Origin of the sequence: Variovorax sp. SRS16 (assembly GCF_901827165.1) — a bacterium.
Classification (GTDB): domain Bacteria; phylum Pseudomonadota; class Gammaproteobacteria; order Burkholderiales; family Burkholderiaceae_C; genus Variovorax.
The window spans coordinates 2,709,774-2,731,179 of the sequence record NZ_LR594666.1; the positions used below are offsets into that span (position 1 = coordinate 2,709,774).

A 21,406-nucleotide genomic window follows, 5' to 3' on the forward strand; every position below is an offset into this window, starting at 1 on the left:
TGTTCTGGAGGTTCCCATGCAATTGAAATGGACTGCGGTCGCACTGGCTGCTGCTATCACCCTCGCGGCCTGCGGCAAGAAGGAAGAAGCTGCTGCGCCCGCGGCGGCTCCCGCACCCACTGCAGCGGCACCTGCGGCTGCGCCTCCCGCCGATGCACTGGTCGTCAAGATCGGACACGTCGCGCCGACCAGCGGCCCCATCGCCCACCTCGGCAAGGACAATGAATTGGGTGCACGCATGGCCATCGAGGATCTGAATGCCTCGGGCGTCAAGATCGGCGACAAGGTTGCCAAGTTCGAGCTGCTGGCCGAAGACGATGCAGCCGATCCGAAGCAGGGCACGGCTGTCGCTCAGAAGCTGGTCGACAGCAAGGTCAACGGCGTGGTGGGTCACCTGAACTCGGGCACCACGATCCCTGCTTCCAAGATCTACAGCGATGCCGGCATTCCGCAGATCTCGCCCTCGGCGACCAACCCCAAGTACACACGCCAGGGCTTCAAGACGACCTTCCGCGTGGTGGCTGACGACACGCAGCTCGGCGGCACGCTGGGCAAGTACGCGGTCGAAACGCTCAAGGGCAAGAACATCGCCGTGATCGACGACCGTACCGCCTACGGCCAGGGTGTCGCAGAAGAATTCGAGAAGTCGGCCAAGGCCGCTGGCGCCACCATCGTCGGCCACGAATTCACGACCGCCAATTCGACCGACTTCAATGCCATCCTGACCAAGCTCAAGGGCGCCAAGCCTGACGTGCTGTTCTTCGGCGGCATGGACGCCGTCGGCGGCCCGATGCTCAAGCAGGTCAAGCAGCTCGGCATGGATGTGAAGTTCATGGGCGGCGACGGCCTGTGCACGGCCGAGCTGGCCAAGCTGGCCGGCGATGCGATCGGCGAAGACAAGGTTGTCTGCGCCGAAGCCGGTGGCGTCGAAGGCGACTTCAAGGCGCCGCTGGAAGCCTGGAAGCAGAAGTTCAAGGAAAAGAACGGCGTCGAAGTCCAGATCTATGCACCGTACGTGTACGACTCCGTGCAAGTCCTGGCCGCCGCGATGGTGAAGGCCGGCTCGGCCGATCCCGAGAAGTACCTGCCTGAAGTCGGCAAGATCCAATACAAGGGCCTGACCGGTCCGATCGCATTCGACGAAAAGGGCGACATCAAGAACGGTGCGCTGACGCTCTACACCTACAAGGGTGGCCAGCGCGTGCAGATCGCCGTCGTGCGCTGAGCACATCGCGCCAAAAGACGAGGGGCCTTCGGGCCCCTTTTTCGTTAGGTGCTGCCGGTCCGCGCGGCGTCGCTGTTGCAATAGTCGAAGAAGGCTTCGAGATCCCTCGACTTGTCGAACACGGCGTCGGCACCCAGTGCCTTGCAGCGCGAACGAATGTCGGCATTGACGTAGTTGCTGAGCACCACCGCGCGCTGTTGCGGTGCGCGCCTGGCACAGCTCCTGAGAACGCCCAGGCCGGAGCCTTCCTTGAGGAAGAGGTCCACGATCAGGAGTTGCCATTCGTCGGCATGGGCGGCGAGCCACTCGGTGGCGGCGGCCTCCGTTTCGGCGCAACCGACGACTTGCACGCCTGCCAGATCTTCCAGTGCGGGGATCAGGTTTTCTCGGATGGTCCTGTTGTCTTCGACAAGGAACGTGAAGAGGGCCATGCGTCTGGATGCCTACGAAACTAGCTGCGCAGCTTAGTCTTTGTGTCCGGGCAGTGCCCAGGAGCCGGCAGCGCGCTATCGCGTAGGAGAAAGCAGACGGCCGTGCGTCAATCCTCGGTCAATGCGCCGCGGGACGATCGGGCTTTGGTATTCAGCTTGTCGATCATGGCCTGGTTTTCGTCGCGCTCGGCCGTGACCTCGACGCGCCGCTCGATCTCCTGGGTCAGGGCGGCATTGACTTCGGCCAGCGTTTCCGCCGACTGCGCCAGCTTCTTTTCGAGCTGCCCGGTATGTTCGATGGCCTGAGCCACCTCGCCCACCTGGATGTCGTCGGGCAACTCCTGCTCCAGCACGGTATTGATGACCGCGAGGTTGTCGGATGCGCGTTGCACATCGGCTGCGACCGCTTCCGTCTTGTCGAGGGTTTGATCGAGCGATGCCGGCGCTCGATCGCGGGATGTGTGAGGTCGGGCCATCCAGGCTCCTGGAAAGATTGAAGAACGACAGGGGGAGGATGGTAAGCCCGGCTGACCTCACTGCGATAGTCCCGCATGAAAAGTCCCTGCGAGAGTCTCCGGCAGCTTCCGGCTCTGGCCGGGGCAGGCCGAAGGCGATCGCTGAGGTTTTTCAGTCCTTGAGCGCTGCGAAGGCAATCGCTGCAGGATACGCAAGCGCATGGATTGAGATTTTCGTGAATCCAGCCTGCATGACATAGGTCCACGCATCCGCACCGAACTCGGTCTGGACCGCATAGTCGTCGGCGGCCGTGGCCGGGCTGCCGTGAAAACTCTTCGACAGGCCGCTGCGATCGCGGCTCATGCGGCCCACGATGATCGGCACCGTGAAGCACAGCGCGCCGCCGCGTTTCAGAACGCGCCGACATTCCGCGAGCGCGTGAACCGGATGGGGAACGTGTTCCAGCGTGTCCGAGTGCACCACGACGTCGAAGGTCTCGTCGGCGAATGGAATCGAGTGCATGTCGACCTCTGGATAGGCGCCGAATGCGTAACCGCCAAACGCGCGGAGGACCGGGCTCAGGTTGCCGGCCTCGTTCAATTCCAGCAGGCGCAGCGCCTGGGCCGCCGCCACTTGGGTTGCTTGGCGCAAGGTGCCGCCGAAGCCGAGGTAGGACAGCAGGGCATCGGACAACGAGATGGAGCGCAGGTTCGAACCGCATCCGTTGCACGTCTCTCCCTGTTGGCGGTCGATGTAGGCAGCTTCGACATCGGAGAGCTGCCACTCATTGATCAGGGCCGGCCAAAGCACTGGGTGCGCGGTGAAAGACTGCCCGCCACAGACACTGCATCGCATGGGGTTCTCGTGGATCTTTTGCAAAGCCGAGAGCGTACTGCATGCAGGGTCGAACGAACGCGCTAGTTGCTGCCGGCACCCTCGCGCTCCCGCGGGAAAGTGCCGGCAGTGATCTCCACCATGCGCTCCACCCGGAGATACTTCCTGAGCACGGCATTCACTGTGTCGGCCGGACATGTGTTCTCCTCTCGGCGCGCAATTTGCACCGGAGGACTGGACCGGCCCGGGTCGCGCATCAAGAGGGTGGACATCCTGTCACGGAAGCCGCACGCGAAAAAGCCCCGACTGGCGGGGCTTTCAAGAGGTTTTTGGATTGACCTGACGCGATCTGAAGCGTCCATCTGGCGGAGCAGGCGGGATTCGAACCCGCGGAGGGCTGTTAACCCTCACACGCTTTCCAGGCGTGCGACTTAAACCGCTCATCCACCGCTCCGAAGCTCGCGATTGTAGCAGCGGGCGCTTCGTCCTCAGCTCGTCGCAGCCGGCTTGCCGGCCTGCACCATCCGCATCGCCGACGCGATGAGCGCGGCAGTCTCGGTCATGTTGCTCGGCACGATCAGCGTGGTCTTGGCATCGGCCGCGACCTTGCCGTAGGCATCGACCGCACGTTCCGCCACCTTGAGCTGGACGGCCTGTTCGCCGCCCGGCTGCCGGATCGCGGCCGCGACGAGTTCGATCGCGCCCGCAGTCGCCTGCGCCACCGCGGTGATCGCGGCGGCCTCGCCCTGGGCGTTGTTGATCTGCGCCTGCTTCTCGCCCTCGGAACGGGCGATGAAGGCTTCGCGCTCGCCGGTGGCAATGTTGATCTGCTCCTGGCGCCGGCCTTCCGACGCGGCGATCAACGCGCGCTTTTCGCGCTCCGCAGTGATCTGGCGCTGCATGGCCTGCAGGATCTCCTTGGGCGGCGTCAGGTCCTTGATCTCGTAGCGCAGCACCTTCACGCCCCAGTTGAGCGCGGCCTCGTCGATCGCGGCCACCACCTGGGCGTTGATGATGTCGCGTTCCTCGAAGGTCTTGTCGAGCTCGAGCTTGCCGATCACGCTGCGCAGCGAGGTCTGCGCGAGCTGCGTGACGGCGACGATGTAGTTGGACGAGCCGTAGCTCGCGCGCATCGGATCGGTCACCTGGAAGTAGAGGATGCCGTCGACCTGCAGCTGCGTGTTGTCGCGCGTGATGCAGATCTGGCTCGGCACGTCGAGCGGAATTTCCTTCAGGCTGTGCTTGTAGGCCACGCGGTCGACGAAGGGGATCAGGAAATTGGCGCCCGGCGTCATGGTCCCGTTGTACTTGCCCAGGCGTTCCCTGACCCAGGCGTGCTGCTGCGGCACGATCTTGATGGTGAGCCAGACGAAGATGACGGCGATGACGAGGATGGCGACTGCGATTTCCATGGAGATCCCTTGTTTCCTGAATGACGGGGTCAGATCTTGTCGACCACCAGGCGGCTGCCGACGACCTCGACCACACGGTAGGCGCCGCGCACCGGCGCGCCGCCCGGACGCTGCAAGACCGTCCATTGCGCGCCACGATACCGCACGCTGGCCGTGCCGTCCGGGTTCCACAGGTCGACGTAGACGGTTTCGCCGATATCGAGGTTGACGTCGCGGTTGGCGCCGGCTTTCGGCTCGGCCGGGCGCCGGCGACGGATCGCATACCAGACCAGCATCGCGCCGACGCCGACGACGGCGGCGACGACAAGCTGCAGCGTGAGGCCGGCACCCGCCGACGCCGCGAGCGCCGCAGCCGCGAAGCCCGCACCCAGCAGCAGCAAATAGACCGTGCCGGACAACAGTTCCAGCACCACGGCAGCCGCCGCGATCAGCCACCAGACGGTGGAATCCGCCATGACGTTTCCTCTCCAAGTTGAAGCCTCGACATTCTGAGTCAAAAGCTGACCGGATCCTTCATCTGAATTCCGTACACTTCGCGCCTATTTGCCCGTCCGGAGCCCTGCTCATGAAATTTCGCTTTCCCATCGTCATCATCGACGAGGATTTCCGCGCCGAGAACACGTCGGGCCTCGGCATCCGCGCGCTGGCGCAGGCCTTCGAGAGCGAGGGCTTCGAGGTGCTCGGCGTCACCAGCTATGGCGACCTGAGCCAGTTCGCGCAGCAGCAAAGCCGCGCCAGCGCCTTCATCCTGTCGATCGACGACGAGGAATTCACCGTCGGGCCCGACCTCGATCCGGCCGTGCTGAACCTGCGCAACTTCATCGGCGAGGTGCGCCGCAAGAATGCCGACGTGCCGATCTACATCTACGGCGAGACCCGCACCTCGCGCCACATCCCGAACGACATCCTGCGCGAGCTGCACGGCTTCATCCACATGTTCGAGGACACGCCGGAATTCGTGGCGCGCCACATCATCCGCGAAGCCAAGAGCTACCTCGAAGGCGTGCAGCCGCCGTTCTTCAAGGCGCTGATCGACTACGCGGAAGACGGTTCGTACTCGTGGCACTGCCCGGGCCACTCGGGCGGCGTCGCCTTCCTCAAGAGCCCGGTCGGCCAGATGTTCCACCAGTTCTTCGGCGAGAACATGCTGCGCGCCGACGTCTGCAACGCGGTCGAGGAACTCGGGCAGCTGCTCGACCACACCGGGCCGGTGGCGGCCAGCGAACGCAACGCGGCGCGCATCTTCAATGCCGACCACTGCTTCTTCGTGACCAACGGCACCAGTACCAGCAACAAGATGGTGTGGCATCACACGGTGGCGCCGGACGACGTCGTGGTGGTCGACCGCAATTGCCACAAGTCGATCCTGCACGCGATCGTGATGACGGGCGCCATTCCGGTCTTCATGAAGCCGACGCGCAATCACTTCGGCATCATCGGCCCGATCCCGAAGAGCGAGTTCGAGCCGGCCGCGATCCGGGCCAAGATCCGCGCCAATCCGCTGCTCTCGCACGTGGACGCCGACAAGGTCAAGCCGCGCGTGATGACGCTCACGCAATCGACCTACGACGGTGTGATCTACAACACCGAGACGATCAAGGGCATGCTGGACGGCTACGTCGACACGCTGCATTTCGACGAGGCCTGGCTGCCGCACGCTGCCTTCCATCCGTTCTACGGCGCCTACCACGCGATGGGCAAGCGCCGCGTGCGGCCCAAGGAATCGCTGGTGTTCGCGACGCAGTCCACCCACAAGCTGCTGGCCGGCATCAGCCAGGCCAGCCACGTGCTGGTGCAGGACTCGCAGAACCGCGCGCTCGATCGCGACCTGTTCAACGAGGCCTACCTGATGCACTCGTCGACCAGCCCGCAGTACGCGATCATCGCCAGCTGCGACGTGGCGGCCGCGATGATGGAGCCGCCCGGCGGCACCGCGCTGGTGGAAGAGAGCATTCTCGAGGCGCTCGACTTCCGTCGTGCGATGCGCAAGGTCGAGGAGGAGTTCGGCAAGGACGAGTGGTGGTTCAAGGTCTGGGGCCCCGAGAAGCTGGTCGACGAGGGCATCGGCCGCGCCGACGACTGGATCATGAAGGGCGAGGGCAGCACCGAGCGCAAGACCAAGCACTCGGCGCGCAACTGGCACGGCTTCGGCAAGCTGGCCGACGGCTTCAACATGCTCGACCCGATCAAGTCGACCATCGTGACGCCCGGCCTCGACCTCAACGGCAAGTTCGCGCCGACGGGTATTCCCGCCAGCATCGTTACCAAGTTCCTGGCCGAGCACGGCGTGATCGTGGAGAAGACCGGCCTCTACAGCTTCTTCATCATGTTCACCATCGGCATCACCAAGGGCCGATGGAACACGCTGCTCACGGCGCTGCAGCAGTTCAAGGACGACTACGCGCGCAACCAGCCGATGTGGCGCATCCTGCCCGAGTTCTGCCAGCAGCATCCGGGCTACGAGCGCCTCGGGCTGCGCGATCTGTGTCAGCACATCCACCAGCTCTATGCCCGCTTCGATGTCGCGCGGCTCACGACCGAGATGTACCTGAGCGACCTGACGCCGGCGATGAAGCCCAGCGATGCCTTCGCCCACATCGCCCACCGCAAGACCGAGCGCGTGGAGATCGACGAGCTCGAGGGCCGCGTCACCACCAGCCTGATCACGCCGTATCCGCCCGGCATCCCGCTGCTGATCCCGGGCGAGGTCTTCAACAAGAAGATCGTCGACTACCTGAAGTTCGCGCGGGAATTCAACACCGAGTGCCCGGGCTTCGAGACCGACATCCACGGGCTGGTCGGACGCGTCGACGAGACCGGCAAGAAGCGCTACTACGCGGACTGCGTGCGCTGAAGCGCGCAGCGGCTCAGGACTCGACGTCGTCGCGCACGCGCATGAAGCGCGCGAACCTCGGCACGCCACCGGGGTTCGTTCCGTTGTAGCGATAGGTGACCCAGCTGCCGATCGCGGGTGGGTCATCACGCTCGGCATCGCTGAAGCCGCTGCCGATCTTGAAGCGCTTGCCGTCCGGCATCTCGAGCAGGAGCGCGCCCAGCCGACCGGCGTACTTGCCCCGGCCGGCGACGTGCGCGACCACGCGCGCCTCGGCATCGTCGTAGGGCTTGAACTTGAGCAGGTCGGCCGTGCGTTCGCCGCGGTAGGGCGAAGCGCCGCGGTGCAGCACCAGGCCTTCGCCACCCATCCGGACCGTCTTGTCGAGCAGCGCCTGCAGCGCTTCGGGCGTGGTCGCGCGTTGCTGCGGAACAAGCACCAGCCAGGGCGCTGCCGTGATCGGCAGCACTTTTCGCAGCACGTCGAGGCGTGTCGTGAAGTCACCGGGTTCGGTGGGCAGATCGAACACCATGAAATGCATCTCGCGCCAGGCCGCATCGACCGGCGTCTCGCTGCGCACCGCGGAGACTGCGTGCGAGAAACGGCCGCGGCCTGCCCAGAGTTCGCCGTCCATCGGCATTGCCGGCAACGCGGCGGTGAACCACGCGGGCGGCGTGACGCGCTCGCCGCCGCGCGTCCACAGTTGCTTGCCGTCCCAGTAGCCGCGCACGCCGTCGTATTTTTCGCTCACCCATTGGTCGTTCAGCGCGAGGCCGGGGCGGTAGACCTCGGGCCGCATGAGAGCAGGGGCCGTGGCGGCATTGCGGGCCTGGGCCTCGGGCAGGGCCGACAGGGTGCAGGCGGCGCCGATGGCGGTGAAGAGAAGGGCCCGGCGAGACACGGGCCGGCTGGCCCCGGGCGAACGGATGCTTGAACTCATGGTCGACTCCCCGACATTTTTTGATATGCCGGAGATTATGAAAGATCGGCGACCGGGTCCGGCCCGCCGCCGCGCGCTTCGCCTCAGGCCGCCGGTTCGGCCATCCCGCCGACGACCTGGCTGAAGCCGCCATCGACATAGGTGATGCCCGCCGTCACGCCGCTGGCGAGGTCGCTCAGCAGGAAGGCGGCCACGTTGCCGACTTCCTCGATGGTCACGTTGCGGCGGATCGGCGACACCTCGGCCACGGCCGCAAGCATCTTGCCGAAGCCCTTGATGCCGCTGGCTGCCAGCGTCTTGATCGGGCCGGCGCTGATCCCGTTGACGCGCATGCCGCGGGGGCCGAGCGACTCGGCCATGTAGCGCACCGACGCTTCGAGCGAGGCCTTGGCCAGGCCCATCGTGTTGTAGTTGGGCAGCGCGCGCAGGGCGCCCAGGTAGGTGAGCGTCAGCAGCGCCGACTTGTCGTTGAGGTAGGGCAGTGCAGCCCGGGCCATGGCGGGGAAGCTGTAGGCGCTGATGTCATGCGCGATCTTGAAGCCTTCGCGCGACAGGCCCTCGAGGAAGTCGCCGGCAATGGCCTCGCGCGGCGCGAAGCCGATGCTGTGGACGAAGCCGTCGAACTTGGGCCAGGTCTGCGCGAGATCGGCGAAGAGCTTGTCGATCTGCGCGTCGTCGCCGACGTCGCAGTCGAAGACCAGCTTCGAATCGAAGTCCGCCGCGAACTCGGTGATGCGGTCCTTGAAGCGCTCGCCGACATAGCTGAAGGCCAGCTCTGCGCCCTGCGCGTGGCAGGCCCTGGCGATGCCGTAGGCGATGGAGCGGTTGCTCAGCACACCCGTGATCAGAAGTTTTTTGCCGGAAAGAAAGCCCATAAGACGACCTCGTGAAAATCTTGTGCAGAATTCTCGCATGCGGGTTCTCTGGGTCTGTTGGCTGATGTGGTGTGCGATGCCCGCCTGGGCCGCGCATGGCTACGCGCTCTGGGACGACCTCAAGTACCCGCCGGGCTTCACCGCCTTCGACTACGTCAATCCCGAGGCGCCCAAGGGTGGTGAACTGCGCCTGGTCAGCAATGAGCGCTATTCGACCTTCGACAAGTACAACCCCTTCACCATCAAGGGCGCGCCGCCGGCCTACCTGGCGACGCTGATGTTCGATACCTTGCTCGCCACATCCATGGACGAGACCGCGTCGGCCTACGGCCTGCTCGCCGAGGACGTGGCCGTCGCGCCCGATCGCCTGAGCGCGACCTTCAGGCTGCGGCCGCAGGCGCGCTTCCACGATGGCACGCCGGTCGAGGCGGGCGACGTCAAGCACAGCTTCGACACGCTGGTCGGTCCCTTTGTCTCGCCGTCGTACAGGACGACGCTCGAGGACGTGAGCGGCGCCGAGGTCATCGATGCCCGGACCATCCGCTTCACCTTCAAGAAGCCGAATCGCGAACTGCCGCTGCTGGTCGGCGCGCTGCCCATCTTCAGCCGCCGATGGGGCATGGAGAACGGCAAGGCCAAGCCTTTCGACCAGGTGGTGATGGACATCCCGATCGGCAGCGGGCCCTACAAGATCGGCCCGGTGCGCTTCGGCAAGGACATCACCTATGTGCGCGATCCGAACTACTGGGCACGCGATCTGGGCGTCAAGCGCGGCAGCGCCAACTTCGATCGGATCACGGTCAAGATCTACCAGGACAACACGGCCCGCCTCGAAGCGCTCAAGGCCGGTGAGTTCGACATGATGAGTTTCTATTCGGCCGGCGATTGGGCGCGGCGCGTGAAAGGCAAGCGCTTCGACACCGGTGAGCTCGTCAAGCACGAGTTCGCCCACAAGCTGCCGTCGGGCTTCCAGAGCTACGTGCTGAACAGCCGCCGTCCCAAGCTGCAGGACCCGCGCGTGCGCGAGGCGCTGGGCCTGGCGCTGGACTACGAGTGGATGAACCGCCAGATGTTCTACGGCGGCTATCCGCGCGTTTCGGACCTGTTCGGCAACACCGATTGCGAGACCCACGGCCTGCCGTCGCCCGAAGAGCTCTCGCTGCTGGCGCCGTGGCGCGGCAAGATCCCCGATGCGACATTCGGTCCGATGTACGTGCCACCGACCACCGAGGGCCCGGGCCAATCCCTGCGCAACAACCTGCGCCGCGCGCGCGATCTGCTGAAGCAGGCCGGCTGGGAATACCGCGACGGCGCATTGCGCAACGCCCAGGGCGAAGCGATGGTGCTCGAATACCTCGACAGCAAGGAAGGCGGCGTGCGCACGGTGTCGCCCTGGCTGCGCAACCTCGACAAGCTCGGCATCCGGCTCAACTTCGCCACGGTCGACTTCGCGCTGTACCAGCAACGCCTGGACAAGTTCGAGTTCGACATCACGAGCATCAATTTTCCGGGCACCAACGATCCGGGGCAGCAGCTGGCGGACATCTTCGGCAGCAAGGCGGCGAAGACGGAAGGCTCCGGCAACTACATGGGCGTGAGCAGTCCGGCGGTCGACGCACTGCTGACCGATATCGCGGGCGCCCACAGCAAGTCCGAACTGCTGCCGGCCTGCCATGCGCTGGACCGCGTGATCATGCACAGCCACTACATCATTCCGCAGTGGACGCTGACGGTGCACCGTGTCGTCTACGACGCGTGGCGCCTCGCCTTCAAGGCGCCGATGCCGCCTTACACCCAGGCCGAGGACTGGGTCATGTCGACCTGGTGGGCCAGATAGGAACGTCCGATGCTGGCCTACATCGTCAAGCGCCTGCTGCTGTTCATCCCGACGCTGCTCGGCGTGCTGCTGGTGACCTTCGTCGTCATCCAGTTCGTGCCGGGCGGCCCGGTGGAGCAGTACCTCGCCGAGGCGAAGAGCGGTGGCCGCGGCGGCTTCGAATCCGGTGGCGCGAACTACCGCGGCAACCAGGGTGTCGATCCGAAGCGCCTGGCCGAGATCAAGGCGCTCTACGGCTTCGACAAGCCGGCGCCCGAGCGGCTGTGGCTGATGCTGCGCCAGTTCGCGCACTTCGACCTGGGCCGCAGCTTCTTCCAGAACAAGGACGTGTGGACGCTGATCCTCGAGAAGCTGCCGGTGTCGATCAGCCTCGGCCTGTGGACCTTCTTCATCAGCTACGGCGTGGCCATTCCGCTCGGCGTGGCCAAGGCGGTGCGCGCCGGCACGCGCTTCGACCTGGTGAGCACGCTGCTGATCCTGGTCGGCTACGCGATTCCGGGCTTCGTGCTCGGCGTGGCGCTGTTGGTGATCTTCGGCGGCCAGCTGCAGTGGTTCCCGCTGCGCGGCCTGACCTCGGCGAACTGGGACGACATGGGCTGGGGTGCGCGCATCGTCGACTACCTCTGGCACATCACGCTGCCGGTGACGGCCATGGTGCTCGGCAGTTTCGCGGTGACGGCCATGCTCACCAAGAACGCCTTCCTCGAGGAGATCCGCAAGCAGTACGTGCTGACCGCGCGGGCCAAGGGGCTGGGCGAGCGGCAGGTGCTGTGGAAGCACGTGTTCCGCAACGCGCTGATCCCGATCATCACCGGCCTGCCGTCGGCTTTCATCGGCGCCTTCTTCACCGGCGCGCTGCTGATCGAGACGCTGTTCTCGCTCGACGGCATGGGCCTCCTGGGCTACGAGAGCGTGATCCGGCGCGACTATCCGGTGGTGCTCGGTACGCTCTACCTCTTCACGCTGATCGGCCTGGTGACCAAGCTGATCTCGGACCTTTGCTATGTCTGGGTCGATCCGAGGGTGAAGTTTGACTAGCGCGCTGCCTGCCGCCCCGATGTCGCTGAGCCCCGGCCGCCGCGCGTGGCTGCGTTTCAAGCGCAACCGGCTGGGTTACTGGAGCCTGGTGCTGTTCGTGCTGATGGTCGTCACGAGCCTGTTTGCCGAAGTGCTGTCGACCGACCGCCCGCTGGTCATGCGCTACGAAGGCAAGCTGTATTTTCCGGTGCTGCACGACTATTCGGAGAAGACCTTCGGTGGCGACTTCGAGACGCCGGCCGACTACCTCGATCCCTTCATACGCGAGCGCATCACCCGGGGCGGCAACTGGGCGGTCTATGCGCCCAATCCCTACGGCCCGACGACGCTGAACTACTTCGCCAAGTCGCCGAGCCCGGCCGCACCCACGCGCGACAACTGGCTGGGCACCGACGACCGCGGCCGCGATCTGCTGGCCCAACTGCTCTACGGCTTTCGGGTCAGCGTGCTGTTCGGGCTGGCGCTCACGGCGATCGGCACGGTGCTCGGCATCGCAGCCGGCGCGGTGCAGGGCTATTTCGCCGGCAAGACCGACCTCGCATTCCAGCGCTTCATCGAGATCTGGGGCTCGATGCCGGAGCTGTACCTGTTGATCATCTTCAGCGCGATCTTCGCGCCCAGCGTCGCGCTGCTGCTGGTCCTGCTGAGCCTGTTCGGCTGGATGGGCCTCGCGGACTATGTGCGCGCGGAGTTCCTGCGCAACCGCCAGATGGACTACGTGCGCGCGGCACGGGCGCTCGGCGTCGGCAACCTGCAGATCATGTGGCGCCACATCCTGCCCAACAGCATGGTGCCGGTCGTGACCTTCCTGCCGTTTCGCATGAGCGCGGCGATCCTCGCGCTGACCTCGCTCGATTTTCTCGGCCTCGGCGTGCCGCCGGGCACGCCCTCGCTCGGCGAGCTGCTGAGCCAGGGCAAGGTCAACATCGATGCCTGGTGGATCTCGCTGTCGACCTTCGGCGTGCTGGTGATCACGCTGATGCTGCTGACCTTCATGGGTGATGCGCTGCGTGACGCGCTCGATCCGCGGAAGGCCGAGCTATGAGCGGCGTGCTGCTGGCCGTCGAGGGACTGCGCGTCGCATTCGGTGGCAAGGAAGTGGTGCACGGCATCGATTTCGCGATTCGCGAGGGCGAAAAGCTGGCGCTGGTCGGCGAGTCGGGCTCGGGCAAGACCGTGACCGCGCTGAGCCTGCTGCGGCTGGTGCAGAACGCCGAGCTCTCGGGGCGCGCGACCTTCGCCGGCGCGCAGGGTACGGGTGCACGCGACCTGCTCGCGATGCCCGAGCGCGCGCTGCGCGGCATCCGCGGCAAGGAGATCGCGATGATCTTCCAGGAGCCGATGACGGCGCTCAACGCGCTCTACACGGTCGGCGACCAGATCGCCGAGGTGCTCGAACTGCACCAGGGCCTGCCGGCGCGCGCGGCGCACGAAGCCGCCGTGCAGCTGCTGGCCGACACCGGCATTCCGGAGCCGGCGCGGCGGGCGAGGGCGTTTCCGCATCAGCTGTCGGGCGGCCAGCGCCAGCGCGCGATGATCGCGATGGCGCTCGCCTGCAGGCCGCGGCTGCTCCTGGCCGACGAGCCGACGACGGCGCTCGATGTGACGGTGCGGGCGCAGATCCTCGATCTGCTCGCCGATCTGCAGCGCAGGTACGGCATGGCCGTGCTGCTGATCACGCACGACCTCAACCTCGTGCGCCGCTTCGCCGACCGCGTGGCCGTGATGGAGAACGGCGACATCGTGGAACACGGCGAGGTCGCGCGCGTGTTCGAGGCGCCGCGGCATGCCTACACGCGCAAGCTGATCGATAGCCGCCCGGCGCGCGACGTGGCGCCGGCCGCGGTCGAGCCGAGTGCGGCGCCGGTGCTCGAGGCCAAGGGCCTGCGCGTGAGCTATCCGATGGCGCGGCCCGGCATGGCCGGCTGGTTCCGCAAGGGCGAGTTCGTGGCGGTGCAGGGCGCCGATTTCCGCATCGCGCCGCGCGAGACCCTGGGCGTGGTCGGCGAGTCGGGCTCGGGCAAATCGACCCTCGCGCTCGCGGCGCTCGGCCTGTTGCCGCACCGGGGCCTGCTGGATGTCACCGGCCGTCAATGGGGTGGCGCGCGCGGTGGCGACCGCGCGTTGCGCCGCGTGATGCAGGTCGTGTTCCAGGATCCGTTTTCCTCGCTCTCGCCGCGCATGACGGTCGAGCAGATCGTGGGCGAAGGCCTCACGGTGCACGCGCCCGAACTCGACACGGCCGCGCGCCGCATGCGCGTGCTCGCGGCGCTGGCCGACGTCGGCCTGGCCGAGGCGCAATTCCCGTCGCTGCTCCAGCGCTATCCGCACGAGTTCTCGGGCGGCCAGCGCCAGCGGCTGGCGATCGCACGGGCATTGATCGTCGATCCGCAGCTGCTGGTGCTCGACGAGCCCACCAGCGCGCTCGACGTCACCATCCAGAAGCAGGTGCTCGGCCTGCTGCAGCGCCTGCAGCGCGAGCGCGGCCTGAGCTATCTGTTGATCACCCATGATGTCGAGGTGATCCGTGCGATGGCGCGCCAGGTCATCGTGATGAAGGACGGCGCCATCCTCGAGTCGGGCCCCGTCGAGCGCGTGCTCGACGCACCCGAGCACCCCTACACGCAAAAGCTGGTGGCCGCAGCGCTGGCCGATTAGAAAAACGTGGAGAGACGAATGTCGCAGATCGGATACGACCCGCGTGGCGCCTGGCGCGCCGCGCTGGCCTGCATGGTGGCCCTGGCCGTCGCGATGGGCCTGGGGCGCTTTGCCTTCACGCCGATGCTGCCGATCATGCTGCACGAGGGCAAGCTGGACCTGCAGGGCGGCGGCGTGCTGGCATCGCTCAACTACCTCGGCTACTTCGTCGGTGCGCTCGTCTGCGCGGCGATCCACATGAAGGCGGCCAGCATGGTGCGCTGCGGCCTGATCGCCACGGCCGCGCTGCTGATCGGCATGGGGCTGGTGCAGGACTTCACGCTGTGGGGCATCCTGCGCACGGCCGCCGGGGTGGTGAGCGCCTGGACTTTCGTCTTCGCTTCCGGATGGGGCCTGCGGCGGCTGGCGGAAACCGGAGCGCCCGCCTTGGGCGGCGTGATCTACGCGGGTCCGGGCATCGGCATCGTGGCGACCGGCGTGCTGGGTGGCGCCGTCGGACGCTGGGGATCGGAGGCGGGCTGGATCGGGTTCGGATTGCTGTCGCTGGTGCTGATCGCGGTGATCTGGCGCATCTTCGGCGACCGCGAACCGGCCGGTGCCGCGAACATCGGGCAAAGCGCGCCGCCGACGGCCGCCGAAGCGGCCGCGGCGCGCAGCGATGCGGGCTGGCTCGTCGCGCTCTACGGATTGGCGGGTTTCGGCTACATCATCACCGCCACCTTCCTGCCCGTGATCGCGCGGCAGGCGCTGCCGGGCTCGCCCTGGCCCGACCTGTTCTGGCCCCTGCTCGGGATCGCGGTCGTGGTGGGCGCGCTGATCGGCGCCCGTGCGCCCGTCGAGTGGGACAACCGCTTGCTGCTGGCCTGCGCCTACATGCTGCAGGCATCCGGCATCCTGCTCTCGATCGTGTGGCCGACGATCGCCGGCTTCGCGCTGGGCAGCCTGCTGGTCGGCCTCCCATTCACCACCATCACCCTGTTCGCCATGCGGGATGCGCGCCGCCTGAGGGGAAATGCATCGGCCGGGCTGATCGGCTATGCGACCGCATCCTATGGGGTCGGGCAGATTCTCGGACCGCTGTTCGCCGCGCCGCTGGCCCAGCGCACCGGTTCGTTCACCGTGCCTTTGCTGGTTGCGGCGGCGACCCTGGGGCTCGGGGCGGCACTGTTCGTGCATGTCTGGAGCCGCTCCAGGCTTGCGCAAGGCCGATTGCCCACGTAGAAACCCCTGCCGGGTAACGCGTTTGGCATATAATTCGAGGCTCACGACCAAACGGGCGGGTACCAACCGCCCGTTTTTTATTGGTCGAAGCATTCTTGGGTATTCTTGATTTCGCAGGCGAATTCAGGCGGGTGGATTCGGGCGGGGCGGAATGCAGCGAGCAGTTCAGGCGGCGGCTGGGCAACATCAAGGGCGCATACAGACACGTGGCATTGCAGCAGACAGTGGAACAAACCGTGGCCGGACTCGGCTACGACCTGATCGAGGTCGAACGCTCGGCCGGGGGACTGCTGCGCGTGACGATTGATTTGCCATGGAATGGCCCCAATTCGGAAGCTGCGGCCGCCGGCGCACCGGAGCCCTTCGTCACTGTCGAAGACTGCGAGAAGGTGACCCGGCAGCTGCAGTTCGCGCTCGAAGTGGACGGCGCCGATTACAAGCGGCTCGAAGTGTCGTCGCCAGGTATTGACCGGCCGTTGCGCAGTGAGCAGGATTTCGAACGTTTTGCGGGCGAGGTGATCGACATCACGCTCAAGGCACCGATGGGTGCGGCGGCCGGCGGCCAGGTGTCCGCCAGCCGCAAGAAGTTTCGCGGCACGCTGGAGCGGGTCGCCGGGGCCGACGGCTCGCAGGGCTGGCAGATCGTCTGGACCGACGAACCGCAGCCGAAGCCGGGTCAGAAGATCAGCAAGAAGCGCGCGCCTGCAACCCTGCAGGCGCTGGGTTTTGCGCTGGACGAGCTGCGCGAAGCGCGGCTGGCCCCGATAGTGGATTTCAAGGGGCGCAGGCCCAAACCTGGCACGGTGGTGTCGGACTGAACGAGGAGCGTAGTGGCATGAATCGCGAAATGTTGATGTTGGTGGATGCGATCTCGCGCGAGAAGAACGTCGAACGCGACGTCGTCTTCGGCGCGGTCGAGTCCGCCCTGGCGCAAGCCACCAAGAAGCTCTATCAGGGCGACGTGGACATCCGCGTCGCGGTCGATCGTGACAGCGGCGACTACGAAACCTTCCGCCGCTGGCACGTGGTGCCCGACGAAGCCGGCCTGCAGCTGCCCGACCAGGAAATCCTCCTGTTCGAAGCCAAGGAAGAAATGCCCGACATCGAGCTCGACGAGTACATCGAGGAATCGGTGGAATCGGTGCCGATCGGCCGCATCGGCGCGATGGCGGCCAAGCAGGTGATCCTGCAGAAGATCCGCGATGCCGAGCGCGAGATGCTGCTCAACGACTTCATGTCGCGCGGCGAGAAGATCTTCACCGGCACCGTCAAGCGCCTGGACAAGGGCGACATCATCGTCGAGGCCGGCCGCGTCGAAGGGCGCCTGCGTCGCAGCGAGATGATCGCCAAGGAAAACCTGCGCAACGGCGACCGCGTGCGGGCCATGATCATGGAGGTCGACCTCACGCTGCGCGGCGCGCCGATCATCCTGTCGCGCTCCGCGCCCGAGTTCATGATCGAGCTGTTCCGCCAGGAAGTGCCCGAGATCGAGCAGGGCCTGCTCGAGATCAAGAGCTGCGCCCGCGACCCTGGCTCGCGTGCCAAGATCGCCGTGCTCTCGCACGACAAGCGCGTCGACCCCATCGGCACCTGCGTCGGCGTGCGCGGCACCCGTGTCAACGCCGTGACCAACGAGCTCGCTGGCGAGCGCGTCGACATCGTGCTGTGGAGCGAAGACCCGGCGCAGTTCGTGATCGGCGCGCTGGCGCCGGCCAACGTGTCGTCGATCGTGGTCGACGAGGAAAAGCATGCGATGGACGTGGTGGTCGACGAGGAAAACCTCGCGATCGCCATCGGCCGCGGCGGCCAGAACGTGCGGCTCGCTTCCGACCTGACCGGCTGGAAGATCAACATCATGGACGCCAACGAGTCGGCCCAGAAGCAGGCGACCGAGACCGATGCCAGCCGCAAGCTGTTCATGGAGAGGCTCGATGTCGACGAGGAGATCGCCGACATCCTGATCTCCGAAGGCTTCACCAGCCTGGAAGAAGTGGCCTACGTGCCGATTTCCGAACTGCTCGAGATCGAGAGCTTCGACGAAGACACGATCAACGAGCTGCGCTCGCGCGCCAAGGATGCGCTGCTGACCATGGAGATCGCCAAGGAAGAGAATGCCGAAGGCGTCTCTCAGAACCTGCGCGACCTCGAAGGGCTCGACCCGGCGCTGATTCCCAAATTGGCCGAGGCGGGTGTCCACACCCGTGACGACCTGGCCGACCTTGCGGTCGATGAACTCACCGAGATCACCGGCCACAGCGCCGATGACGCCAAGAACCTCATCTTGAAAGCCCGCGAACACTGGTTCGCCGGCCAAGAGTGACGGTCATGGAGGCACGAAACCAATATGTCCAGTACCACTGTCGCCGAGTTCGCGAACGAGCTCAAGAAGACTCCCGAAATCCTGCTTGACCAGCTCAAGAGCGCAGGCGTGGCCAAGGCCGCGCCGTCCGATGCGCTCACCGAGGCCGACAAGCAGCGCCTGCTCGGCTTCCTCAAGGCCAGCCACGGCACGATCGAGCCCGAGCGCAAGAAGATCACGCTGACCAAGAAGTCGACCAGCGAGATCAAGCAGGCCGATGCCACCGGCCGCGCGCGCACGATCCAGGTCGAGGTGCGCAAGAAGCGCACCTTCATCCAGCGCGACGAAGGCCATCCCGCCACGCCCGAGCTGGCACCGCAGGCCGAGGCGCCTGCGGCCGCGCCGGCCGCGCCCCGCATCGACGAAGCCGAGCTCGCACGCCGCGAGGAAGAAGCGCGACGCCAGGCCGAGCTGATCCGCCGCCAGGAAGAAGAGCTGGTGGAAAGGCGCCGCGTGCGCGAAGAAACCGAAGCCCGCGAACGCGAACAGGCCGAGCGCGCCGAGAAGGCCGAACAGGAAGCCAGGGCGGCCCGCAAGCAGGCGGCCGAAGCGCCTGCCGTCGTGACCGAAGGCGCGCCGGAGCCCGTCGCCGAAGCGCCGGCCGTGGCCGATCGCAAGGCGGCCGCCGAAGCTGCCGCCACGCAGGCCAAGGACGATGCCAAGGCGGATGCCAAGGCCAAGGCTGCTGCCGAATCGAAGGCCCGTGCCGACGAGGAAGCCGCGCGCGCCAAGGATCTCGACGAGCGCCGCCGCAAGGCACTCGCCGAGGCGGAAGCCATCCGCGCCATGATGAATGCGCCTGCGCGCGTTCTGGTGCCCCACAAGGCGCCGGAAAAGCCGGCACCTGAAGCCAAGGCGGCCGTCAAGGGCACGCTGCACAAGCCGGCCGCGCCCGCGGCCCGCACCGCGGCGCCCGCCGCGCCCGGCAGTACGGCGCCCGGCGCCGGCAAGGAAGTCAAGTCGGCCAAGCTCTCGTCGAGCTGGGCCGGCGACACCGCCAAGAAAAAGGAAATCAAGACCCGTGGCGACGCCAGCGGTGGCGTCGGCCGGGGCAACTGGCGCGGCGGTCCGCGCGGGCGTCGCGGCAACGACCGCGGTGGCCAGGAAGAGCGCGTGCAGGCCGCACCGGTCGAGGCGCGCGTGCTCGAAGTGCACGTGCCCGAAACCATCACGGTCTCGGAGCTCGCGCACAAGATGGCCGTCAAGGCGTCCGAGGTCATCAAGCAACTGATGAAGCTCGGCCAGATGGCGACCATCAACCAGTCGCTAGACCAGGACACCGCGATGATCATCGTGGAGGACATGGGCCATACCGCGGTGGTCGCCGCGTTGGACGATCCGGAAGCCTTCACCGACGAGGACGTGTCGGCGCAGGAAGCCGAGGCGCTGCCGCGCGCACCGGTGGTCACCGTCATGGGTCACGTCGACCATGGCAAGACCTCGCTGCTCGACTACATCCGCCGCGCCAAGGTCGCAGCGGGCGAGGCCGGCGGCATCACGCAGCACATCGGCGCTTACCACGTCGAGACGGCGCGCGGCATGGTGTCCTTCCTCGATACCCCGGGCCACGAGGCGTTCACCGCCATGCGTGCCCGCGGTGCCCAGGCCACCGACATCGTGATCCTGGTGGTCGCGGCGGACGACGGCGTCATGCCGCAGACCAAGGAAGCCATCAAGCACGCGAAGGCGGCCGGCGTGCCGATCGTGGTCGCGATCAACAAGATCGACAAGCCCGATGCCAACCTCGACCGCGTGAAGCAGGAGCTGGTGGCCGAGGAAGTCGTGCCCGAGGAATACGGCGGCGACGTGCCTTTCGTGCCGGTCTCCGCAAAGACCGGAGAGGGCGTGGACAACCTGCTCGAACAGGTGCTGCTGCAAGCCGAAGTGCTGGAGCTCAAGGCGCCGGTGGATGCCGCTGCCAAGGGCCTGGTCATCGAGGCGCAGCTCGACAAGGGCCGCGGCCCGGTTGCCACCGTGCTGGTGCAATCCGGCACGCTCAAGACCGGCGACGTGGTGCTGGCCGGCTCGACCTATGGCCGCGTGCGCGCCATGCTGGACGAGGACGGCAAGACCATCAAGACCGCGGGTCCGTCGATTCCGGTCGAGATCCAGGGCCTGACCGAGGTGCCGCAGGCCGGCGACGAGTTCATGGTGATGGGCGACGAGCGCCGCGCGCGCGAGATCGCGACCTACCGTGCCGGCAAGTTCCGCAACACCAAGCTGGCGAAGGCCCAGGCCGCGAACCTGCAGAACATGTTCACCGACCTGTCGGCGGGCGAAGTGCAGACGCTGCGCATCATCATCAAGGCCGATGTCCAGGGCTCGCAGGAAGCGCTGGCCCAGTCGCTGCTCAAGCTGGCGACGGAGGAGGTCAAGGTGCAGATGGTGTACGCCGGCGTGGGCGGCATCAGCGAAAGCGACATCAACCTCGCCATCGCTTCGAAGGCGATCGTGATCGGCTTCAACGTGCGGGCTGATGCCGGTGCGCGCAAGCTGGCCGAAGGCAACGGCGTGCAGCTGCACTACTACAGCATCATCTACGACGCGGTCGACGAGATCAAGGTCGCGATGTCCGGCATGCTGGCACCCGAGCGGCGCGAAGAGGTCATCGGTTCGGCCGAGATCCGCACCGTGTTCGTGGCCTCCAAGATCGGCACGGTCGCGGGTTGCATGGTCACCGCGGGTTCGGTCAACCGCAGCGCGCATTTCCGCCTGCTGCGCGACAACGTGGTGATCTACACCGGCGAGATCGATTCGATCAAGCGCCTCAAGGATGATGTGCGCGAAGTGCGCGAAGGCTTCGAGTGCGGTATCAAGCTCAAGAACTACAACGACATCAAGGAAGGTGATCAGCTGGAGTTCTTCGAGATCAAGGAAATCGCCAGAACGCTCTGAGCGTCTGCTGAGTCTTTGACATGCCCAAACGCAAAGCCGCCACCCCCAACCGCGCCTTCAAGGTCGCCGATCAGATCCAGCGCGATCTGACGGAGCTGATCGCGCGCGAGTTGAAGGATCCGCGGGTGGGCATGGTCACCATCCAGGCGGTGGAGGTGACGCCGGACTACGCACATGCGAAGGTCTTCTTCAGCCTGATGGTGGGCGATCCAGTGGAAACCACCGAGGCGCTCAACCAGGCTGCAGGCTTCCTGCGCAACGGCCTGTTCAAGCGCCTGCACATCCACACGGTGCCCACGCTGCATTTCCAGTTCGACCGCACGACCGAGCGCGCCGCCGACATGAATGCGCTCATCGCGCAGGCCGTCGCCTCGCGTTCCAAAGACGACTGA

General features: G+C 66.2%; 18 protein-coding genes and 1 tRNA gene. 11 read left to right on the plus strand and 8 right to left on the minus strand.

The window, feature by feature from the left end; genetic code table 11:
- Positions 1-16 precede the first annotated feature (16 nt).
- A complete protein-coding gene (locus tag E5P2_RS13150) occupies positions 17-1,225 on the plus strand; it encodes a branched-chain amino acid ABC transporter substrate-binding protein (RefSeq protein WP_162567600.1) in 1,209 nt (402 codons plus the stop codon).
- 44 nt (positions 1,226-1,269) lie between these two features.
- Here E5P2_RS13150 and E5P2_RS13155 read toward each other — a convergent pair whose 3' ends face one another.
- From E5P2_RS13155 to E5P2_RS13180, 6 genes are all read right to left on the minus strand, one after another.
- Positions 1,270-1,656, minus strand: a complete 387-nt coding sequence (locus E5P2_RS13155; RefSeq protein WP_162567601.1) for a response regulator — start codon at positions 1,654-1,656, stop codon at positions 1,270-1,272.
- Between the two features lie 107 nt (positions 1,657-1,763).
- Entirely contained in the window at positions 1,764-2,132 is a 369-nt protein-coding gene (locus E5P2_RS13160) for a hypothetical protein (RefSeq protein WP_162567602.1), read from the minus strand.
- A 151-nt stretch (positions 2,133-2,283) separates the two neighbouring features.
- On the minus strand, positions 2,284-2,967 hold the full coding sequence (locus E5P2_RS13165; protein ID WP_162570474.1) for a class I SAM-dependent methyltransferase: 684 nt from the start codon (positions 2,965-2,967) through the stop codon (positions 2,284-2,286).
- A 342-nt stretch (positions 2,968-3,309) separates the two neighbouring features.
- Positions 3,310-3,400: transfer RNA gene (locus E5P2_RS13170), tRNA-Ser, on the minus strand.
- A gap of 34 nt (positions 3,401-3,434) precedes the next feature.
- Entirely contained in the window at positions 3,435-4,358 is a 924-nt protein-coding gene (locus E5P2_RS13175) for an SPFH domain-containing protein (RefSeq protein ID WP_162567603.1), read from the minus strand.
- A 29-nt stretch (positions 4,359-4,387) separates the two neighbouring features.
- On the minus strand, positions 4,388-4,813 hold the full coding sequence (locus tag E5P2_RS13180) for an NfeD family protein (RefSeq protein WP_162567604.1): 426 nt from the start codon (positions 4,811-4,813) through the stop codon (positions 4,388-4,390).
- A 110-nt stretch (positions 4,814-4,923) separates the two neighbouring features.
- Here E5P2_RS13180 and E5P2_RS13185 point away from each other — a divergent pair, with 110 nt between their 5' ends.
- Complete coding sequence (locus E5P2_RS13185; protein ID WP_162567605.1) at positions 4,924-7,212, plus strand: arginine/lysine/ornithine decarboxylase; 2,289 nt, start codon at positions 4,924-4,926, stop codon at positions 7,210-7,212.
- A 13-nt stretch (positions 7,213-7,225) separates the two neighbouring features.
- Here E5P2_RS13185 and E5P2_RS13190 read toward each other — a convergent pair whose 3' ends face one another.
- Positions 7,226-8,131, minus strand: a complete 906-nt coding sequence (locus tag E5P2_RS13190) for a DNA ligase (protein WP_162567606.1) — start codon at positions 8,129-8,131, stop codon at positions 7,226-7,228.
- 83 nt (positions 8,132-8,214) lie between these two features.
- On the minus strand, positions 8,215-9,006 hold the full coding sequence (gene fabI / locus E5P2_RS13195) for an enoyl-ACP reductase FabI (protein ID WP_162567607.1): 792 nt from the start codon (positions 9,004-9,006) through the stop codon (positions 8,215-8,217).
- Between the two features lie 37 nt (positions 9,007-9,043).
- Here fabI and E5P2_RS13200 point away from each other — a divergent pair, with 37 nt between their 5' ends.
- From E5P2_RS13200 to rbfA, 9 genes are all read left to right on the plus strand, one after another.
- Positions 9,044-10,843, plus strand: coding sequence for an extracellular solute-binding protein (locus E5P2_RS13200; RefSeq protein WP_162567608.1), 1,800 nt, complete (start codon positions 9,044-9,046; stop codon positions 10,841-10,843).
- A gap of 9 nt (positions 10,844-10,852) precedes the next feature.
- Positions 10,853-11,881, plus strand: a complete 1,029-nt coding sequence (locus E5P2_RS13205; protein ID WP_162567609.1) for a microcin C ABC transporter permease YejB — start codon at positions 10,853-10,855, stop codon at positions 11,879-11,881.
- A 19-nt stretch (positions 11,882-11,900) separates the two neighbouring features.
- Complete coding sequence (locus E5P2_RS13210) at positions 11,901-12,926, plus strand: ABC transporter permease (RefSeq protein ID WP_162567610.1); 1,026 nt, start codon at positions 11,901-11,903, stop codon at positions 12,924-12,926.
- Positions 12,923-14,539 carry an ABC transporter ATP-binding protein gene (locus tag E5P2_RS13215; protein WP_162567611.1) on the plus strand — a complete coding sequence of 539 codons (1,617 nt, stop codon included), beginning with the start codon at positions 12,923-12,925 and terminating at the stop codon, positions 14,537-14,539. The genes E5P2_RS13210 and E5P2_RS13215 overlap by 4 nt, the downstream gene beginning before the upstream one ends.
- Positions 14,540-14,557: 18 nt before the next feature.
- A complete protein-coding gene (locus E5P2_RS13220) occupies positions 14,558-15,760 on the plus strand; it encodes a YbfB/YjiJ family MFS transporter (RefSeq protein ID WP_162567612.1) in 1,203 nt (400 codons plus the stop codon).
- A gap of 206 nt (positions 15,761-15,966) precedes the next feature.
- On the plus strand, positions 15,967-16,578 hold the full coding sequence (gene rimP, locus E5P2_RS13225; protein ID WP_162570475.1) for a ribosome maturation factor RimP: 612 nt from the start codon (positions 15,967-15,969) through the stop codon (positions 16,576-16,578).
- Between the two features lie 17 nt (positions 16,579-16,595).
- Positions 16,596-18,080 (plus strand): transcription termination factor NusA, encoded by a 1,485-nt coding sequence (nusA, locus tag E5P2_RS13230; RefSeq protein WP_162567613.1) that lies wholly within the window; start codon positions 16,596-16,598, stop codon positions 18,078-18,080.
- A 24-nt stretch (positions 18,081-18,104) separates the two neighbouring features.
- A complete protein-coding gene (gene infB, locus E5P2_RS13235) occupies positions 18,105-21,014 on the plus strand; it encodes a translation initiation factor IF-2 (protein ID WP_162567614.1) in 2,910 nt (969 codons plus the stop codon).
- 20 nt (positions 21,015-21,034) lie between these two features.
- Positions 21,035-21,406 (plus strand): 30S ribosome-binding factor RbfA, encoded by a 372-nt coding sequence (rbfA, locus tag E5P2_RS13240; protein WP_162567615.1) that lies wholly within the window; start codon positions 21,035-21,037, stop codon positions 21,404-21,406.

Bases quoted from the DNA above. Each gene is read 5' to 3' on its own strand.
- E5P2_RS13155 (WP_162567601.1), bottom strand. From the start codon at position 1,656: ATGGCCCTCTTCACGTTCCTTGTCGAAGACAACAGGACCATCCGAGAA.
- rbfA (WP_162567615.1), top strand. From the start codon at position 21,035: ATGCCCAAACGCAAAGCCGCCACCCCCAACCGCGCCTTCAAGGTCGCC.
- E5P2_RS13165 (WP_162570474.1), bottom strand. From the start codon at position 2,967: ATGCGATGCAGTGTCTGTGGCGGGCAGTCTTTCACCGCGCACCCAGTG.
- E5P2_RS13215 (WP_162567611.1), top strand. From the start codon at position 12,923: ATGAGCGGCGTGCTGCTGGCCGTCGAGGGACTGCGCGTCGCATTCGGT.
- E5P2_RS13190 (WP_162567606.1), bottom strand. From the start codon at position 8,131: ATGAGTTCAAGCATCCGTTCGCCCGGGGCCAGCCGGCCCGTGTCTCGC.
- E5P2_RS13180 (WP_162567604.1), bottom strand. From the start codon at position 4,813: ATGGCGGATTCCACCGTCTGGTGGCTGATCGCGGCGGCTGCCGTGGTG.
- E5P2_RS13200 (WP_162567608.1), top strand. From the start codon at position 9,044: ATGCGGGTTCTCTGGGTCTGTTGGCTGATGTGGTGTGCGATGCCCGCC.
- E5P2_RS13185 (WP_162567605.1), top strand. From the start codon at position 4,924: ATGAAATTTCGCTTTCCCATCGTCATCATCGACGAGGATTTCCGCGCC.
- E5P2_RS13210 (WP_162567610.1), top strand. From the start codon at position 11,901: ATGTCGCTGAGCCCCGGCCGCCGCGCGTGGCTGCGTTTCAAGCGCAAC.
- E5P2_RS13175 (WP_162567603.1), bottom strand. From the start codon at position 4,358: ATGGAAATCGCAGTCGCCATCCTCGTCATCGCCGTCATCTTCGTCTGG.
- nusA (WP_162567613.1), top strand. From the start codon at position 16,596: ATGAATCGCGAAATGTTGATGTTGGTGGATGCGATCTCGCGCGAGAAG.
- infB (WP_162567614.1), top strand. From the start codon at position 18,105: ATGTCCAGTACCACTGTCGCCGAGTTCGCGAACGAGCTCAAGAAGACT.
- E5P2_RS13150 (WP_162567600.1), top strand. From the start codon at position 17: ATGCAATTGAAATGGACTGCGGTCGCACTGGCTGCTGCTATCACCCTC.
- fabI (WP_162567607.1), bottom strand. From the start codon at position 9,006: ATGGGCTTTCTTTCCGGCAAAAAACTTCTGATCACGGGTGTGCTGAGC.
- E5P2_RS13220 (WP_162567612.1), top strand. From the start codon at position 14,558: ATGTCGCAGATCGGATACGACCCGCGTGGCGCCTGGCGCGCCGCGCTG.
- E5P2_RS13205 (WP_162567609.1), top strand. From the start codon at position 10,853: ATGCTGGCCTACATCGTCAAGCGCCTGCTGCTGTTCATCCCGACGCTG.
- E5P2_RS13160 (WP_162567602.1), bottom strand. From the start codon at position 2,132: ATGGCCCGACCTCACACATCCCGCGATCGAGCGCCGGCATCGCTCGAT.